At 61.8% G+C, this 18,597-nt stretch carries 13 protein-coding genes; 7 read left to right on the top strand and 6 right to left on the bottom strand.

Going from position 1 to position 18,597, the window contains the following annotated elements:
* From APH44_RS21625 to APH44_RS21605, 5 genes are all read right to left on the bottom strand, one after another.
* Nucleotides 1–2,396 (bottom strand): RHS repeat-associated core domain-containing protein (locus APH44_RS21625; RefSeq protein WP_054894458.1); only part of this gene is annotated, 2,396 nt, incomplete at its 3' end.
* A gap of 111 nt (nucleotides 2,397–2,507) precedes the next feature.
* Entirely contained in the window at nucleotides 2,508–3,266 is a 759-nt protein-coding gene (gene dsbG, locus APH44_RS21620) for a thiol:disulfide interchange protein DsbG (protein ID WP_054894457.1), read from the bottom strand.
* 1 nt (nucleotide 3,267) lies between these two features.
* Complete coding sequence (locus tag APH44_RS21615) at nucleotides 3,268–4,104, bottom strand: TlpA disulfide reductase family protein (RefSeq protein WP_054894456.1); 837 nt, start codon at nucleotides 4,102–4,104, stop codon at nucleotides 3,268–3,270.
* On the bottom strand, nucleotides 4,104–5,834 hold the full coding sequence (dsbD, locus tag APH44_RS21610; RefSeq protein ID WP_054894462.1) for a protein-disulfide reductase DsbD: 1,731 nt from the start codon (nucleotides 5,832–5,834) through the stop codon (nucleotides 4,104–4,106). The genes APH44_RS21615 and dsbD overlap by 1 nt, the downstream gene beginning before the upstream one ends.
* A gap of 114 nt (nucleotides 5,835–5,948) precedes the next feature.
* Nucleotides 5,949–7,877 carry a transglycosylase SLT domain-containing protein gene (locus APH44_RS21605; protein ID WP_054894455.1) on the bottom strand — a complete coding sequence of 643 codons (1,929 nt, stop codon included), beginning with the start codon at nucleotides 7,875–7,877 and terminating at the stop codon, nucleotides 5,949–5,951.
* Nucleotides 7,878–8,112: 235 nt separating this feature from the next.
* Here APH44_RS21605 and APH44_RS21600 point away from each other — a divergent pair, with 235 nt between their 5' ends.
* Nucleotides 8,113–10,044: an ATP-binding cassette domain-containing protein gene (locus APH44_RS21600; protein ID WP_054894454.1), complete on the top strand. Its 1,932-nt coding sequence runs from the start codon at nucleotides 8,113–8,115 to the stop codon at nucleotides 10,042–10,044.
* 60 nt (nucleotides 10,045–10,104) lie between these two features.
* On the opposite strand, the gene APH44_RS21595 is transcribed toward APH44_RS21600, so the two are convergent.
* Nucleotides 10,105–10,545 carry a universal stress protein gene (locus APH44_RS21595; RefSeq protein WP_054894453.1) on the bottom strand — a complete coding sequence of 147 codons (441 nt, stop codon included), beginning with the start codon at nucleotides 10,543–10,545 and terminating at the stop codon, nucleotides 10,105–10,107.
* A 109-nt stretch (nucleotides 10,546–10,654) separates the two neighbouring features.
* Between APH44_RS21595 and APH44_RS21590 the strand changes: the two genes are divergently transcribed.
* From APH44_RS21590 to APH44_RS21565, 6 genes are all read left to right on the top strand, one after another.
* Nucleotides 10,655–11,092, top strand: coding sequence for a hypothetical protein (locus APH44_RS21590; RefSeq protein WP_054894452.1), 438 nt, complete (start codon nucleotides 10,655–10,657; stop codon nucleotides 11,090–11,092).
* A gap of 469 nt (nucleotides 11,093–11,561) precedes the next feature.
* The gene (gene fadB / locus APH44_RS21585; RefSeq protein ID WP_054894451.1) at nucleotides 11,562–13,709 is read left to right on the top strand and encodes a fatty acid oxidation complex subunit alpha FadB; all 2,148 of its coding nucleotides are present in this window, start codon (nucleotides 11,562–11,564) and stop codon (nucleotides 13,707–13,709) included.
* A 30-nt stretch (nucleotides 13,710–13,739) separates the two neighbouring features.
* Nucleotides 13,740–14,915, top strand: a complete 1,176-nt coding sequence (gene fadA, locus APH44_RS21580) for an acetyl-CoA C-acyltransferase FadA (RefSeq protein ID WP_054894450.1) — start codon at nucleotides 13,740–13,742, stop codon at nucleotides 14,913–14,915.
* Between the two features lie 78 nt (nucleotides 14,916–14,993).
* Complete coding sequence (locus tag APH44_RS21575) at nucleotides 14,994–15,245, top strand: DUF1653 domain-containing protein (RefSeq protein WP_054894449.1); 252 nt, start codon at nucleotides 14,994–14,996, stop codon at nucleotides 15,243–15,245.
* 100 nt (nucleotides 15,246–15,345) lie between these two features.
* Nucleotides 15,346–17,955 carry a type I DNA topoisomerase gene (gene topA / locus APH44_RS21570; protein WP_054894448.1) on the top strand — a complete coding sequence of 870 codons (2,610 nt, stop codon included), beginning with the start codon at nucleotides 15,346–15,348 and terminating at the stop codon, nucleotides 17,953–17,955.
* 89 nt (nucleotides 17,956–18,044) lie between these two features.
* Nucleotides 18,045–18,566: a DUF6586 family protein gene (locus APH44_RS21565; protein ID WP_054894447.1), complete on the top strand. Its 522-nt coding sequence runs from the start codon at nucleotides 18,045–18,047 to the stop codon at nucleotides 18,564–18,566.
* Nucleotides 18,567–18,597 lie beyond the last annotated feature (31 nt).

Raw genomic sequence — 18,597 nt, 5'->3', positions numbered from 1 at the left:
CCCTCTCTTAGATCATTTATCCCCTTCAGGTGATCCTTGATATGCGTTCGAACAAGTGGAGCAAGAACGGATACGGTAGATGAAATGTTAGTCGTCTCGCGTAACCATGTCGTGCGGCTATCATCGATGCCGTGATAGTCGTAGTAAAGTAGCTCTGAGACAAGAGCGATGGTGGCTACCCTGCTAATATTGACGCCTGCGAGTGTTAAGCCGTCGAATGATCGAAGGTGCTGCAATAAGGTGGCTACCACGGGTATGCCTTTCACCCAGTTAGCGGCTACCTGATAACCAAGTGGCGTGTACGAAAGAAAAAGAGTAAGTGCGGCTGCGATAATTTTTATGACGTCTATTGTTATATTCGGGTTGCTCGGATCGTCTTCTGGAGACATCCCCATAGCGTCACGAAAGCGCAGAGGATTATTTCTATTCATCCGATACAGATTCGGGCCATCAACAAGCCCACCGGGATCGGCACTCAGCCATCGGCCCAACCCCGTCTGATAGTATCGCCAGCCGTAGTAGTAAAGACCGCTGGCATCGAGCTCCTTGCCGGCCTGGCGCGACGTACGTTGGGTTAATCCGTCGACTTCCGCTGCCTGCTCATCCAGGCCAACTGTTTCGCCATAGGGGCTGTATTCCTCACGCGAGACGATGTTTCCCGCCTCGTCCGTTTCTCCCGCACTGCTGCCCAGATGATCGCTAAATCCATAGCGCAGGTGAACCTCGGTACTCAGGCGATTTTCAATCCAACGCACCTGCTCGACTTCGCTGATCACCACCTGCTTGAGCGCCTGGGGCTGGCCTTCGAGCGTGCGCAGGCGTACCTCGCAGTCATCGATATAGGTCGTCAGGGTGGTCTGGATTGCGTTGGCCATGCGCACCGTACTGATTTTGCGACGGCGGGTGCCGCCATTGGCGTAGCGGTACTGCTCGATATCATCCGCCGCTCCGTTGGCGCGTTTGATCAGCGACACCTGAGCCAGCTGGTGATCGGCCAACCAAGCCAGTGCCCGGCCATCGACCAGTTGTTTCTGCAGGCCGCCAGGCAGGAAGCCGTTGTCTGGTGTCAGCCCCTGGCCCTCGGGCATTGCGCGGTTGCTCTGGGTCGACACACACAGGTGCTGTGTGCGCTTGCCGGCACCACCGTTGTGACTCAAGGTGATCAGGTTGTCACCGTCGTCGTATTCGTAGCGTTCGCTGTAAGGTGTCCAGACCATGCCGCCCTTGCGGTCGGACGTTCCGAAGGAGGACGACCAGTAGGCACCGACCGGGCTGCGCTCGCGCCCGCTGGCCTCGACCAGGCGGTAGAGGGTGTCGTAGGCGTATTCGCGCAGGCCGTCGGACTGTTGGTTGTCATGCCACTGAGGGTCGGCACCTTGGTCATCGAGGGCGAGGATGTTGCCTGCGGGATCGTAGCCATAGTGCAGGTCGCTGATCAGCAGATAGCCCAGCGCATGATCAATTGGGCGCTGCGTACGATGTTGAATCAGGCGCTGACTGGTGGGCGAGTAGCCATAGAGGTCGACCACGCCATTGCCAGACGTCTGCGCCGTGACCATGCCATCGGCCCTGCGCGTGACTGCCGCGAGCGCCATGGCCTCCTTGGCACCCTGGCGCAAATGTATCTGGCGTACTGCGCCACTGACGTCCAGTGTCTTAGAGCTCGTGACCCCGGCTGCGTTGGTGCGTACCAGCACATCGCCCACTGCGTTGTATCGGTTAACGGTGATCAGTATGTTCTCTTCCAGATCACCCTCACTGCTGCCAGCCCAATCGGGTTGTTCGGCGTGAGGCTGCAACAGCTGTTGCCGGGTTTCGAGAGGTTTGCTGGTCAGCGATAGCAAGGCTGTGTGGGTCAGGCCTGCGTTGTCGAAATGCTTGAGCGTGGCACCTGCCAGGTTGCGCTGGCGGTCGGCAGCAGTGGCTGGTGCATACACCAGGCGCTCGCGCATACGTGCGATGCCGGCGGCCGGTTGCTCGAAAACCGCGCTTTTGCGCCCGCCTTGATCTGGGGTTTCATAGGTGTGCGTGTGGTGGGTACCCTGGGCGTTGCAGGTCCACAGCGGTCGACCAGTGGCATCATCAAGCGACAGTGAGGTATCGCCGTCGGTGGTGTGCAGCTTCAACTGCCGGCCGCCGAGGCTGGCGACCGTCGTGGCATCGGCCAGCGTCGTTGTGCCTGCCGATACCTGCAATGCTCGGGCACCGAACTGGCGGACGGTGCGGGTCAGTGCATCTGCATGGATGCGGTTACGCAGCAGTTTTGCTGCGGGTATGTCTGCTCCATCCTGCGGGGAGCGCAGCAGGCGCAGCGTCACCATAGCGCCTGCTGCACCGGACAGCACCGTCACGTCCGGTGTTTCGGCATGGTAGCGTGCAGCCTTGGTGGCAGGCATCGGCGATCCCTCTTCTCATCGCATCCTGCGCACCGATCGCGTGGCCGCGAGGGTGCGATAAGAGGAGTCTAGGGAGACTGCGTCGGTCTCGCACCTGACAGATTTATCAGGTCAGCGCTTGCCCAGAATCTTGCCGAGCATTTCCGGGCGTGGCGCGCCTTGTTGGCTTTGCAGTTGTCCCTGTTCATCCTGGTAGAAGATCGCAGGCGTTGCGCCCAGCCCCATTTCTTCCATCAACGCCTGGTTGGCTGCGAGTTGCTTCTGTGTGGGTTCGGGAATGGTGTCCAGTGCCTTGAGCGTGCTGGCCTTGCCAGCGCTTTCGTGGTCTTGCAGTGCCTTGGCAGGGTCTTTCGCCGACAACAGCGCGGCGGACTTGCCCGGGCTGTCCGGACGGATGATGCCGACCATGATATGCCGCAATTGCACCTTGCCCGAGTCGACCCAAGGCCGCGCCTGTTGCCAGAACATGTTGCAGTACGGGCAGTTGGGGTCGCTGAACAGGTAGACGATGCGTGGCGCATCGGCCTTGCCGTCCTGGATCCAGGCGGTCTTTTCCATCTTCGCCCAGATTTCCTTGCTCATCGGTGTGTAGACCAGCTTGTCCAATGGCTCGGCGCTCAGGTCCTGGCCTTGTTCATCGAACAGGCTGCCAACCAGTACGTGCTTGCCGTCGGGGGTCAAATACAGGGCGATGCCGTTGCTATGGTACTCGGCGGCATAGCCGCGCAGGCCATTGGGCGCGTCGAACGTGCCCTTGATCACCGCGCCCTTGGCCTCCATCTGCTGGATCGGCTTGGGCCAGGGCTCTGCTTGGGCCAGGGGCGCGACGAGCAGGGCCAGGGAGAGGGGCAGGAGAGCAGTCAGTCGCATGTCATTTTCCTTGTACGGCGGGGGCGGGCGCCACGGCCCGCTTCAAAGGTTCCAGGGCGTTGTGCAGGCTGGCGCGGGACAGCTCGCCGAGATGGCTGCCGACCAGGCGGCCCTCGGCGTTGTAGAACAAAGTGGTGGGCAGGGCCATGGAGCCGACCCGTTGCGCCAGTTGCCCACTGCCGTCGAACAGCACGTGGTTCAGGCTCAGGCCGGTCGTGGCGAGGAAGGTACTGACGCTTTCGGGTGTTTCGCCTTGGTTGACGAACAGGAAGGTCACGTCGGGGTAGTCGCTCTGGGCCTGCTGCAGCACGGGCATCTCCCGTCGGCACGGTGGGCACCAGGTGGCCCAGATGTTGATGACCAGGGGTGTGCCGCGGTAGCTGTGCAGGGCCACTGACTCGCCGCTGGCGTTGCGCAGGCTCAGATCGGGCAGTTCGGTGCCTTTGCTGTACAGGTGGCTGCCCAGGCTTGCCAGCCCCCAGAACAGGGCGCCGCTGAACAGTGCCCAGCCCAGTGGCCGGCGCAGGCCCGGACGGCGTCGACCTTGCCACAAGGCAGCAGCGACGATGCCCGCCAGGCCGCTCCAGAGTTGGAAGCCGCCATCGCGAATGTCGATGATCTGCAGTGGCTCGTCGTGGTACATCGCCCAGTACTCCAGGACGAAGCCTGCACGGGCGCTGAGGACTCCGACCAGAAACAGATTGAACAGTGCCGACTCGGGGCTTTCGCCGCCACGGCGGGCCACCCACCAGCCGACCAGGCAAGCGATGCCCAATGCACTGAGCAGCAGCAGGTGGTTCAGGGCCATGGTCAATGGCCCCAGGGTTACCGTCAGCATCAACCTTGACTCCTGGTCTGGGCCCAGTGTTGCAGGAACGCTGCCGCGTCGATTTCGCCGGTGATGCGCCGGGCACGGCGCTCGTCACCTTCCGGGCCGATCCAGATCAGGCTGGGCGGGCCTGGAACCTGGTAGCGCTGCAGCAATGCGCGGCTGGCGGGGGTGTCGGCAGTGACATCCAGGCGCAGCAATTGCACGCCGTCGAGGCTGGCCTGCACGTCGCTGCGGGCAAATACCTGTTTCTCCATCACTTTGCACGATACGCACCAGTCGGCGTAGTAGTCGACTAACACCCATTGGTTGCGCGCCTTGGCGGCATCCAGTTCGCGCTGCAGGTCCTGCGGGTTGTCGATGGTGATGACCCGCTGGTCATGGGCGCTGCTCATCGGCGCGGCGCCACCACCGGTGAATGGCTGCAGCGGTTGCCACAGATCGCTGCCACCCGCGGCAGCGCCGACCAGCAACAGGCCACCCCAGAGCGCACCCAGCAACGGCAGGGCTCGTAGTGCCGGCAGACGCTGCAGGGCAGGCCATGCAGCCCAGGCCAGGGCAATCAGCCAGGCGCCGACCAGTGCCAGCAGCAGTGGTTCTGGCAGCAGGCTGCGCAGGGTGTACAGCGCCATTGCCAGGAAGACGAAGCCGAACACGCCCTTGACCAGGTTCATCCAGGCTCCAGGGCGTGGCAGGTAGCGGTTGCCCAGGGTGACCAGCAACAGCAGTGGTACGCCCATGCCCAGCCCCAGGCTGAACAGCACCAGCGCACCCTGAACCACATCGCCGCTCTGCGCGATATAGAGCAGCGCACCGGCCAGTGGCGCGGTCATGCACGGCCCCATCAGCAGGCCCGAGAGCGCGCCAAGCAACGCTGCGCCATACAGGTTGCCGCCACGCGCTCCCTGGCCTGCACGATCGAGGCGGTCACGCACGGCGGCGGGCAGTTGCAGTTCGAAGGCCCCGAACATCGGCAGGGCGAGGATCACGAACAGGCCGGCCAGGCTGCCCAGCAGCCAAGGTTGCTGTAGCCAGGCCTGCAGGCTGGCGCCGAGCAGCGCGGCGACCACACCCAGTGCGGCGTACACCAAGGCCATGCTCAGAACGTAGACGCCGGCCAGAATCCAGCCACGTCGTGCACTGGCACCATTGCCCATGACCAACCCGGCGAGGATGGGCAGCATCGGTAGCGAGCAGGGGGTGAAGGCCAGCAGCAGACCCAGGCCGAAGAACGCCAGCAGGCTCCAGGCCAGGCTGCTGTGCTGAAGGCCGCTGGCCAGGGCCTGGTCGCTGGCTTGTCCGCCATCCGGTGCCGCTGGCGCAGCAGAAGCCGGCTGGCCGCCCAGGTCGATCACGGTGGTTTGCGGTGGATAGCATAGCCCGGCATCGGCGCAGCCCTGCCAGCCCAGTCGCAGTTCGCCAGTGGCGTTGGCGGGCAGCAGCAACTCGAGTTCGGTGCGATAGACGGCGCTGTCGCCGAAGAACTCGTCATGATGGTTGAGAGCCGCAGGCAGTTGCGGTTGCTGATCGACGGGAATGCCGTCGAACTTCAGGCGCTTCTGGTAGAGGTAGTAGCCATCCTTGATCTGGAAATACAGGCGCATCTGCCCGGAAGGCAAGCGGTCCTGGCTCAGGACGAAAGCCTGATTCACCGGCAGGAAATCCGACTTGGGAGCGAAGGGATTGGCCTGGAGCGGGCCGGCGAGCAGGAATGTCAGGAAGAGCAGGAGAACACGCATGTCGACGCCTTGGCAGTGCATTGAGTGCACCATGCTGGAGCAGACTGATTAACCGAAAGTTAACCCGGTCCGACATGAGGCCCTGTCGGTTGCTCCGACAGGGCCTGGGCCGGATCACATGTCGTCGAAGTAGCGTTCGTGCCAGTCCACCAACGGTTGGGGTGCGTTCAGTTTCTGGCCATAGATCACCGAGTACGACAGCACGTTCTGCACATACTGACGTGTCTCATCGAACGGGATCGACTCGACCCAGACATCGAAGCTCAGGTGCTTGGCGCCCTTGAGCCACTGACGTACGCGACCGGGGCCTGCGTTGTAGGCGGCCGACGCCAGCACGCGGTTGCCGTTGAACTGGCCGTGCACCTGGCTCAGGTAGGCGGCGCCGAGCTGGATGTTCTTGTCCGGATCGAGCACCTGCGCAGGCGAGGCCAGCGGAATGCTGAACTTGCGCGCGGTCTCCTTGGCGGTTCCTGGCATCAGTTGCATCAGGCCGCTGGCGCCTACTGGCGAGCGGGCATCGTCCATGAAGGCACTTTCCTGACGGGTGATGGCGAATACCCAGCTCGAGTGCAGGCCGCGGACTTTGGCTTCGCGCACCAGGGTGTCGCGGTGGGCCATCGGGAAGCGGATGTCCAGGTCGTCCCAGTACTTGGCCTGGCTGATGGTGCGGATAGCCGGGAAGTACCAGCGCAGGTCGTAGGCCAGGCGGGCCTGGGCGACCATTTCGTCACGGTTGAAGTGGCGGCTGACGTGGTACCACTCGCGGCGCCCCTCGACGATCTGGCCGCGGGCGTGGAACTCCAGAGCGCGGCGCACGCCGGGGGTGTTACGCACCTTGTTGATCAACTGCTGGCTCAGTACCAGGGGCTTGTTGTTGAGCTGGTACGGTGTTTGTGCGCGATCGGCAGCAAGAAAACCATAGAAGTCGCGCTCACGCGAGACGTTCTTGTAGAGCAGCGGAATCTGCGGATTGTTGGGTTGTGCCAGCTCCAGGCTGCGTGCCTGCCAGTAGCGCCAGCGGCTGCTGTCGGCCAGATCCTGGGGCAGGCGGCGGCTCAGTTCGTAGGCTTCTTCCCAGCGCCCGAGACGCAGCAGTAGGCGCATGCGCCATTCGCTGACGGTGTTGTCGCGCAGTTCAGGGTCGTAGCGGGTCATCAGGTCGAGGGCACGCGGATCGTAGCGCCGTGCCAGCGTGAGGCCGATTTCGCGGGCGATGGCGACCTTCTCGTCGCGGGAAAAATGCATGCGCTGGGCGTAGTCGTCGAGCAGTGCCATGGCTTGCTCGGGATCTTGCCGAGCCAGGCGGCGCAGGCCGAGGCTGACCACATCGGACATCGCTTCGTTGACCGGCATGAAGCGCGAAGGCTGCTTGAGCAGCTCGGGTTTCTGCGCCACATCGACCAGCAGCTTGCCTTGCGGGCCGAGTGTGGTGAGCGTTTGCACCAGGTTGTTGGCCAGGCTGTAGTTGCGCGCCTCGGCCGCCAGTTTCGCACGCTGCCAGCGGCGGGCCTCGGTGAGCTGGCCTTCTGCGGCCCACAGGCCGAACAAGGTGTCGCAGGCCGCAGGTTGCGACTTGCCGACGTTCCACAGTTTTTCGGCAGTCGCGAAACCTTCGGCGCGCAGGCCGTTGGTCAACTGGTACTGGCCGTTGAGGCAATCCAGTTCGGTGAAGTTCAGCTTCGGGTCGTAGTATTTGGCGAAGGTCTTCCAGTCGCCGCGTTCGGCCTGCCAGCGCAACCAGCGCAGTTTCATCCAGTTGGCCTGGGGCAGGTCACCGTGTTTGGCGAGGAAGCCTTCGACTTCCTCGTTGCTGGCAGTCTTCAGCCGCGCGGTGAGTTCGTCGTAGGCCAGGTAGGGTGTGAGCGGATAGTCGCTGAGCGCTTGGGCATAGCGCAGGTAGGGACCCTTGTCACCTTTGGCGAGGGCACGCTTGGCCTCGTCGTAGTACTGGCGCTGCTGGGTGATGTCGATGGCCTGTGCAGCACTCGCGGTCGTAGCGGTGAGCACCAGGCAGGAAACGAATTGGAACAGGCGGCTGCGCATGATACGTCCGGGCAGTTGAACCATGAAAAGTGACGGCGAAGCCAGCACTGTTGAAATCTAGTTTCCTTAGCTTAGCCGTTTGCCGGCGATGGATGAAAGCACTGTGCTTGTATCGAATCGTTAACACCGACAACGCGTCGCCAAGCGCTCGCTGCCATCGCACCCGGAATGTCACGCAGGGGCGAAGTAGCCGCGAAAGTCAGGTAGAATGCGCGCCCGGTTTTTGGAGATGATCATGACCCTGCTCAAATTCAGCGATGTGTCCCTCGCGTTCGGCGCCATGCCGCTGCTGGACAAAGTGTCCTGGCAGATCGCCCGTGGCGAGCGGGTGTGCATTATCGGCCGTAACGGCACCGGCAAGTCGAGCATGTTGCGCCTGGTCAAGGGTGAGCAGAAACCCGACGAAGGGGAAATCTGGCGTGCGCCGGCACTGAAGATCGGTGAGCTTCCGCAGGAATTGCCGGTGGCCGACGATCGCAGCGTGTTCGATGTGGTCGCCGAGGGCCTCGACGGCGTCGGTGCGCTGCTCGCCGAATATCACCACCTGAGCCAGAACATCCAGAATGATGCTGACCTGGACAAGCTGATGCATGTCCAGCATGAGCTGGAGGCCCGCGACGGCTGGCGTCTGCAGCAGGTCGTGGAGAGCACCCTGAGCCGCCTGCAGCTGCCGGCCGACAAGACCCTCGCCGAGCTGTCCGGCGGCTGGCGCCGTCGCGTGCTGCTGGCCCAGGCGCTGGTGTCCGAGCCTGACCTGCTGCTGCTCGACGAACCGACCAACCACCTGGACATCGGTGCCATCGCCTGGCTCGAAGAGGCCCTGAGCGGCTTCAACGGCGCCGTGTTGTTCATCACTCACGACCGCTCGTTCCTGCAGAACCTGGCCACGCGAATCCTCGAGCTGGACCGCGGCGGGCTGATTGACTGGAACGGCGACTACGCCAGCTTCCTGGTGCACAAGGAGGCTGCGCTGGCCGCCGAGGAAACCGCCAATGCGCTGTTCGACAAGCGCCTGGCCCAGGAAGAGGTCTGGATCCGCCAGGGCATCAAGGCCCGGCGTACCCGTAACGAAGGCCGTGTGCGTGCCCTCAAGGCCCTGCGCGTGGAGCGCAGCGAGCGTCGCGAGCGCCAGGGCAGGGCGAACATCCAGATCGAGGTCGCCGACAAGTCCGGCAAGCAGGTGATGGTGCTGGAAAACGTAAGCTTCGCGCACCCTCAGGGGCCGAAGCTGGTCAAGGATTTCTCCATGGTCCTGCAGCGCCAGGACCGCATCGGCCTGCTCGGCGCCAACGGCACCGGCAAGACCACCTTGCTCAAGCTCATGCTGGGTGACCTGGAGCCGACCGCCGGCAAGGTCGATCGCGGCACCAAGCTGGAGGTGGCCTACTTCGACCAGATGCGTCACCAGCTCGACCTCGAGAAGACGGTGATCGACAACCTCGCCGAAGGTCGCGACTTCATCGAGATCGATGGTCAGAATCGCCACGTGCTGAGCTACCTCGGTGACTTCCTGTTCAGCCCCCAGCGTGCACGCACGCCGGTCAAGGCGCTGTCTGGTGGTGAGCGTGCGCGTCTGTTGCTGGCCAAGCTGTTCAGCAAACCGGCCAACTTGCTGGTGCTGGACGAGCCGACCAACGACCTGGACGTCGAGACGCTCGAGCTGCTCGAGGAAGTGCTGTCCAACTTCAAGGGCACGGTACTGATGGTCAGCCACGACCGGGCCTTCCTCGACAACGTGGTCACCAGCACCCTGGTGTTCGAGGGTGAGGGCAAGGTGCGTGAGTACGTGGGTGGCTATGAAGACTGGATCCGCCAGGGGGGCTCGCCGAAGCTGTTGGGCGTGACCGAGAGCAAGGGCGGCAAGTCCGAGCTCAACAGTGCCGTGGTCGAGAAGGTTGCGGTCGAGGTCGCCCCGGAGCCCGTGGCGCCTGTGGTGGCCGACAGCAGCAAGAAAAAGCTGAGCTACAAACTGCAGCGTGAGCTGGAGATGCTGCCTGGGCAGATCGATGCGCTGGAGCAGAAGATGGCGGTGCTGCAGGAAGAGGTGAACGCGCCTGGCTTCTATCAGCGGCCGATTGGCGAAACGTCGGACGTGCTGGCCAAGCTCGAGAAGTTGCAGGCTGAGTTGGATGTGCTGGTCGAGCGCTGGGCCGAGCTGGAAGGTTGAGTCGATCGAGCCGGCCCTATCGCGGGACAAGTCCCAGCGATAGGGCCGGCTCGGGCTATATCATTCTTTCTTCTGCAAGCGCACCGCCAGTACATCGCACGGTGCCCCATGCAGCACGTCATTGGCCGTAGAACCCAGTAGCAGCGCCAGACCATGGCGGCCATGGCTGCCGACCACGATCAGGTCGCACTTCTGGTCCTTGGCCAGTTGGTGGATTTCCTGGCGCGGCTGGCCGTAGGTCAGGTGCGAATCGCCGCGCTGGATGTCTGGATATTTGTTGAACAGGCGATCCATGCGTTCCTTGGCCTGGTCGAACTGCTGTTGCTGCAGTTGCGACAGGTCCATCGGCACGTCGCCACCAAATGCCATGGCCATCGGCTCGACGATATGCACCAGGGAAACCTTGGCTCCGGTGGGTTCGGCGAGCTTCATGGCACGCTTGATCACCGGGTCGCATTCCTCGGTCAGGTCGACGGCAACCAGAAGATGTTCGTAGGACATGAGCGGCACTCCTGACAATCGCAATAGTGAAAGTATGGTCGCTTTCTGGCAGGTCTTGCGTGAAAAAGACTAACCCGCTCATTTGCAACGCTTTATGGGAACTACAGATATGACGGTATGGCTGGTGGTGTCAATCCTTGCGCTGATTCTCAGCCCTTTGGCCTGGTTGCGACCGTCGCGCAAGCAGAGCGAACAGATGAGCCTGCGCCTGGAGGGGCGACGCATGGGTCTGGCCATGCAACTGGCGCCCCAGCAGTGGCCGCACTGGCTGGAAAGCGAGCCCCCAAGCCCATGTCCGCAGTATCACCGAGGGCGGCGCAAGGGGCGTGAGGATAGCTGGTGCTATTGGCAGGTCAGCCCGGGGGTGTGGTGGAACAAATGGCGTGAACCCTGCGAGGAGCCGCGTCTGGCGGAGTGTTTTGCGCGGTTGCCGGCCAATGTCTACAAGGTGGAGGCCGATACCCGCATGATCGCCTTGTACTGGAGCGAGCGCGGCGAAAAATCAGTATTGCAGGATATTGCCCACACCCTCGAAACCCTCGCCTGAGGCATGCGCAAAAAAAGTGGGAGCAGGGCAACCCTGATCCCACAGTGGTGAAGCTGGCCAGGCAGGCCGGGAAAACATTCGATTCGAGGGCAGTGTAGACCCTTGTCTCGAATGTGCGCATGAAAAATCAGCAGGCTGACAGCTCAAGTAGCCCCCCAACCCGTTAGTCGATTGTCGACATGAATGATCGACAATCACTGTCATCATGTTTTATCCCCTGGTGTTACAAAATGACTGGAAAGTCGCGTTTTCCGGGTGCTTTCGAGCATTTGACAACGCGGACCTTTTCGGAGAATGTGTGCGTACCCAAATCAAACGGGCGTATGAATTGAGCGTTTGTATGTTCACATCGCTCGTACAGAATCCCGACTAGCGCGCTGACGGGTGTGCCTGGGGGAGGGCTTGAAGATGGCCTTCCTGCCAGTGATCGGCGTGTACAGTTCAGCTTCCATATCGTGGAGATCAGTTGATGATTTACGAAGGTAAAGCCATCACGGTTAAGGCTCTTGAAAGCGGCATCGTCGAACTGAAGTTCGACCTCAAGGGTGAGTCCGTCAACAAATTCAACCGCCTTACCCTGAACGAGCTGCGTCAGGCCGTGGATACCATCAAGGCCGACGCTTCCATCAAGGGTGTGATCGTCAGCAGCGGCAAGGACGTGTTCATCGTCGGTGCCGACATCACCGAATTCGTCGACAATTTCAAGCTGCCCGAGGCCGAGCTGGTGGCCGGCAACCTGGAAGCCAACCGTATCTTCAGCGACTTCGAAGACCTCGCGGTGCCGACCGTCGTGGCCATCAACGGCATCGCCCTGGGCGGCGGCCTGGAAATGTGCCTGGCGGCGGATTACCGCGTCATGTCCAGCAGCGCCAAGATCGGCCTGCCGGAAGTCAAGCTGGGCATCTACCCGGGCTTTGGCGGCACCGTTCGCCTGCCGCGTCTGATCGGCTCGGACAATGCCATCGAGTGGATCGCCTCGGGCAAGGAAAACCGCGCCGAAGACGCCCTGAAAGTGGGTGCCGTCGATGCCGTGGTCGCGCCTGAACTGCTGCAGGCCGGTGCTCTGGACCTGATCAAGCGCGCCATCGCCGGTGAGCTGGACTACAAGTCCAAGCGTCAGCCCAAGCTCGAGAAACTCAAACTCAATGCCATCGAGCAGATGATGGCCTTCGAAACCGCCAAGGGTTTTGTCGCCGGTCAAGCCGGCCCGAACTACCCGGCCCCGGTCGAAGCCATCAAGACCATCCAGAAGGCCGCCAACTTTGGCCGTGACAAGGCATTGGAAGTCGAAGCTGCCGGTTTTGCCAAGTTGGCCAAAACCTCGGTCGCCGAGAGCCTGATCGGCCTGTTCCTGAACGATCAGGAGCTCAAGCGCAAAGCCAAGGCCCACGACGAGATCGCTCGTGACGTGAAACAGGCCGCCGTACTCGGCGCCGGCATCATGGGCGGCGGTATCGCCTACCAGTCGGCGGTCAAGGGCACGCCGATCCTGATGAAGGATATCCGCGAGGAAGCTATCCAGCTGGGCCTGAACGAAGCGTCCAAGCTGCTTGGCAAGCGCGTCGAGAAAGGCCGCCTGACCCCGGCGAAGATGGCCGAAGCTCTCAACGCCATTCGCCCGACCCTGTCGTATGGCGATTTCGCCAACGTCGACATCGTCGTCGAGGCTGTGGTCGAGAACCCGAAGGTCAAGCAGGCGGTGCTGGCCGAGGTGGAAGGGCAGGTCAAGGAAGACGCGATTCTGGCGTCGAACACCTCGACCATTTCGATCAACTTGCTGGCCAAGGCGCTCAAGCGTCCGGAAAACTTCGTTGGCATGCACTTCTTCAACCCGGTGCACATGATGCCGCTGGTCGAAGTCATTCGTGGCGAGAAGTCCAGTGAAGTGGCTGTCGCCACCACCGTGGCCTACGCCAAGAAAATGGGCAAGAATCCGATCGTGGTCAACGACTGCCCGGGCTTCCTGGTCAACCGCGTACTGTTCCCGTACTTCGGTGGCTTCGCCAAGCTGGTCAGCGCAGGCGTCGATTTCGTGCGTATCGACAAGGTCATGGAAAAGTTCGGCTGGCCGATGGGCCCGGCCTACTTGATGGACGTGGTCGGCATCGACACCGGCCACCATGGTCGCGACGTGATGGCAGAAGGCTTCCCGGACCGCATGAAGGACGACCGCCGCTCCGCCGTCGACGCCCTGTACGAAGCCAATCGCCTGGGTCAGAAGAACGGCAAGGGCTTCTATGCCTACGAGACCGACAAGCGCGGCAAGCCGAAGAAAGTCGCCGATGCGTCCGTGCTGGACGTGCTCAAGCCGGTGATCTTCGAGCAGCGTGAAGTCAGTGACGAGGACATCATCAACTGGATGATGGTGCCGCTGTGCCTGGAGACCGTGCGTTGCCTGGAAGATGGCATCGTCGAAACTGCAGCCGAGGCGGACATGGGCCTGGTCTACGGCATCGGTTTCCCTCCCTTCCGCGGTGGTGCGCTGCGCTACATCGATTCGATCGGTGTCGCCGAGTTCGTTGCCCTGGCCGACAAGTACGCCGATCTGGGTCCGCTGTACCACCCGACTGCGAAGCTGCGTGAAATGGCCAAAAACGGCCAGCGCTTCTTCAACTGAACGGCCACGAGCTAGAGCGAGATTATTGATATGAGCCTGAATCCAAGAGACGTGGTGATTGTCGACTTCGGTCGCACGCCGATGGGCCGTTCCAAGGGTGGCATGCACCGCAACACCCGTGCCGAGGACATGTCGGCGCACCTGATCAGCAAGCTGCTGGAGCGCAACGACAAGGTCGATCCGAAAGAGGTCGAGGATGTGATCTGGGGCTGCGTCAACCAGACCCTGGAGCAGGGGTGGAACATCGCGCGCATGGCGTCGCTGATGACCCCGATCCCGCACACTTCCGCTGCGCAGACCGTCAGCCGCCTGTGCGGCTCGTCGATGAGCGCGCTGCACACCGCTGCCCAGGCGATCATGACCGGCAACGGCGATGTATTCGTGATCGGTGGTGTCGAGCACATGGGGCACGTCAGCATGATGCACGGCGTCGACCCGAACCCGCACCTGTCCTTGCACGCTGCCAAGGCTTCCGGGATGATGGGCCTGACTGCGGAGATGCTCGGCAAGATGCACGGCATCACCCGTGAGCAGCAGGACCTGTTCGGCCTGCGTTCGCACCAGTTGGCCCACAAGGCCACGGTCGAAGGCAAGTTCAAGGATGAGATCATCCCGATGCAGGGCTACGACGAGAACGGCTTCCTCAAGGTCTTTGACTACGACGAAACCATTCGCCCCGAGACCACCCTCGAGGGCCTCGCTGCGCTCAAGCCGGCGTTCAACCCCAAGGGTGGCACTGTCACCGCTGGCACCTCGTCGCAGATTACCGACGGTGCCTCGTGCATGATCGTCATGTCCGGCCAGCGTGCCATGGACCTCGGCATCCAGCCATTGGCCGTGATTCGTTCGATGGCAGTAGCCGGTGTGGATCCGGCGATCATGGGTTATGGGCCGGTGCCTTCGACTCAGAAAGCCCTCAAGCGCGCGGGTCTGACCATCGCCGACATCGATTTCTTCGAGCTCAACGAAGCCTTCGCCGCACAGGCCCTGCCAGTGCTGAAGGATCTGAAAGTGCTCGACAAGATGGATGAGAAGGTTAACCTGCACGGCGGCGCCATCGCCCTGGGTCACCCGTTCGGTTGCTCCGGTGCGCGGATTTCCGGCACTCTGCTCAACGTCATGAAGCAGAATGGCGGTACGCTGGGTGTTGCGACCATGTGTGTCGGTCTGGGTCAGGGTATCACCACTGTCTTCGAACGCGTCTGATCGCTTCGCAGGACAGCAGCCGGGGCCTTGTGCCCCGGTTTTTGTTTTTTACAGGATTTGTTCAAGAGGGTGAGCAGCATGCAGATACAACCAGGCGTATACCGGCATTACAAAGGGCCTGAGTACCGTGTCTTCAGCGTTGCGCGGCACTCGGAGAGCGAAGAGTGGATGGTGTTCTACCAATGCCTGTATGGTGACTATGGGTTTTGGGTGCGGCCACTTTCGATGTTCCAGGAGTCGGTCGAGGTTGACGGCGAGCAGGTGCCACGCTTTGCTTTGGTCAAGGCCGAAGAGGGGCTTGCGGCACTGGCCGGGAAGCCTCGCGAGTGAACGACCGCGCTTGACCTCACTCTTTTGCCACTATATATAGCGGTGCCGCGTCCGGCACCTGACGCGTTTTTCATCTTCAGATTCAGGAATACTCCGATCCATGGGCAAATCGCTGGTCATTGTGGAATCCCCGGCCAAGGCCAAGACCATCAACAAGTACCTGGGCAGCCAGTACGTGGTGAAGTCGAGTATCGGCCACATCCGAGACCTCCCCACCAGCGGTTCGGCCAGTACGGCCAAGGAACCGGCGGCCAAGCGCGGCAAGACCGTGAGTGAGGCTCCGGCGCTGACGCCGAAGGAGAAAGCCCGGCGCCAACTGGTGGCGCGCATGGGTGTCGACCCAGAGGCCGGCTGGAAGGCCAAGTACGAGATCCTTCCCGGCAAGGAGAAGGTGATCGACGAGTTGCGTCGTTTGGCCAAGGATGCCGACACCATCTATCTCGCAACCGACTTGGATCGCGAGGGGGAAGCCATTGCCTGGCACCTGCGCGAAGCCATCGGGGGAGACGACAGCCGCTACAAGCGCGTGGTGTTCAACGAAATCACCAAGAAGGCCATTCAGGAGGCGTTTTCGCAGCCTGGTGACCTGGATATCGCCCGGGTCAATGCCCAGCAGGCGCGGCGCTTCCTCGACCGCGTGGTGGGCTACATGGTTTCGCCGCTGCTTTGGTCCAAGATCGCCCGTGGCCTGTCCGCCGGCCGTGTGCAATCGGTGGCTGTGAAGCTGGTGGTCGAGCGTGAGCGCGAGATCCGTGCGTTCAATCCCGAAGAATACTGGGAGGTCCATGCTGACCTGGGCACGGCGAAGAACGCCAAGGTGCGCTTCGAAGTGGCGCGCGAGAACGGCGAAGCCTTCAAGCCGTTGAACGAAGCGCAGGCCATGGCGGCGCTGGAGAAGCTCAAGGCTTCCAGCTACAGCGTGATCAAGCGTGAAGATCGCCCGACCAGCAGCAAGCCATCGGCGCCCTTCATCACCTCGACCTTGCAGCAGGCGGCAAGTAACCGCCTGGGCTTCGGGGTGAAGAAGACCATGATGATGGCCCAGCGTCTGTATGAAGCTGGCTACATCACTTACATGCGTACCGACTCGACCAACCTGTCGACTGATGCCGTTGAAATGGCGCGCAGCTACATCGAAAGCGAGTTCGGCAAGCAGTACTTGCCGGCCGCTCCGGTCGTCTACGGCAGCAAGGAAGGCGCACAGGAGGCGCACGAAGCGATTCGTCCCTCCGACGTCAACACCCACCCGAGCAAGCTCAGTGGCATGGAGCGTGATGCCGAGCGCCTGTACGAGCTGATCTGGCGCCAGTTCCTGGCCTGCCAGATGCCACCGGCGCAGTACCTGTCCACGAGCGTCACCGTGGCGGCTGGCGATTTCGAGTTGCGTGCCAAGGGCCGTATTCTCAAGTTCGACGGTTACACCCGTGTGTTGCCGCAACAGGCCAAGCCGGGCGAGGACGACGTGCTGCCGGAAATGGGGCAGGGCGAGACGCTCAAGTTGATCCAGCTCGACCCAAGCCAGCACTTCACCAAGCCGCCGGCGCGTTTCACCGAGGCGAGCCTGGTCAAGGAAATGGAAAAACGTGGTATCGGTCGTCCGTCGACCTATGCAGCGATCATTTCCACCATCCAGGATCGCGGCTATGTGACCCTGCACAACCGCCGCTTCTATTCCGAGAAGATGGGCGACATCGTGACCGAGCGCTTGTCCGAAAGCTTCTCCAACCTGATGGACTACGGCTTCACCGCCGGCATGGAAGAGAATCTCGATGACGTGGCCCAGGGCGAGCGTGACTGGAAAAACGTGCTCGACGAGTTCTACGGTGATTTCAGCAAGAAGCTGCAGACAGCAGAGTCCAGCGAAAACGGCATGCGAGCCAATCAGCCGACCTTGACCAACATTGCCTGCAAGGAATGCGGTCGGCCGATGATGATCCGTACCGCCTCGACCGGGGTGTTCCTGGGTTGCTCGGGTTACAGCCTGCCGCCGAAGGAGCGCTGCAAGGCCACCGTCAATCTGGTGCCGGGTGACGAGATCGCAGCTGACGACGAGGGTGAATCCGAGTCGCTGGTGCTGCGTGGCAAGCACCGCTGCCCGATCTGCTCGACGGCGATGGACGCCTACCTGCTCGACGAAAAGCACAAGCTGCATATCTGTGGTAACAACCCGGATTGCCCTGGCTACGAGATCGAAGAGGGTAGCTACCGCATCAAGGGCTACGAAGGGCCGAGCCTGGAGTGCGACAAGTGCGGCAGCGAGATGCAGCTCAAGACTGGCCGTTTCGGCAAGTTCTTCGGTTGCACCAACCCGGCGTGCAAGAACACCCGCAAGTTGCTCAAGAGCGGCGAGGCTGCGCCACCGAAGATGGACAAGGTGGACATGCCGGAGCTCAAGTGCGAGAAGGTCGACGACACCTACGTGCTGCGTGACGGCGCTTCGGGGTTGTTCCTGGCGGCCAGCCAGTTCCCGAAAAATCGCGAGACCCGTGCGCCGCTGGTGCTGGAAATCATCCCGCACAAGCATGAGATCGATCCGAAGTATCACTTCCTCTGCGACGCACCGCAGAAGGATCCGGACGGTCGTCCGGCGGTGATTCGCTACAGCCGCAAGACCAAGGAGCAGTACGTGCAATCCGAGGTCGATGGCAAGCCGACAGGCTGGAAGGCGTTCTACGACGGCAAGGCGTGGAAGGTCGAAGACAAGCGCTGATTCGTCGGTGTTGCAATTGGGGCCGCTTTGCGGCCCCAATCATTTATGATGCAGCTATTCGCCTTGCTGCCCATGGGAGGTCATCCGAAATGGCCCAGGAACTCTACACCCGCACCAACCAGAAACTGTTCTTTGCAGGCCTGGCTCTTGAGTCCATGGCCAAGGCCGAGCAGAGCCAGGCCATGAATGCCCAGGGGCTGATCCAGGCTGAGCGCGAGGCGGCGGTGTTCCATTTGTATGGGGCGTTGCTCGGGCTGTGCCATGAGATTGCCGGCTTCTATCGTCTGCCCCAGGCGAACGCCGCGCGTGCAGAGCTGTTGCTTAACGATGACACGCTGAAGACCGTCGCCATTCCGGAAATGGCCGAGATGCTTGAGCTGGCACGCCAACCGCAGACCTGGCTGGCGCAGTTGATCAAGGCTTATGCCGATTTGTTCCAACCACCGGTCGCGAAGAAAGTCGCCAAGACAGATGTCACCCAGCCATTGATCCAGGCTGTCAATCTCGATGAAGTCGAGGATGTCGTGCTGTCTCGGGCGGAGTTGGAGCGCTGGCGGCAGGACCTAAAAGGGCTTGTAAGACGTTTCCGAGAAGCGTTGAGTGAGTGCTGACAGTCGGCGCGGCTGGTACACTACTCGCCTT

Origin of the sequence: Pseudomonas sp. NBRC 111143 (assembly GCF_001320965.1) — a bacterium.
In the GTDB taxonomy this organism is placed as follows: Bacteria; Pseudomonadota; Gammaproteobacteria; order Pseudomonadales; family Pseudomonadaceae; genus Aquipseudomonas; species Aquipseudomonas machongensis.
Note: the sequence above shows the minus strand (reverse complement) of the source record. Positions and strands in the feature narration are given on the sequence as shown.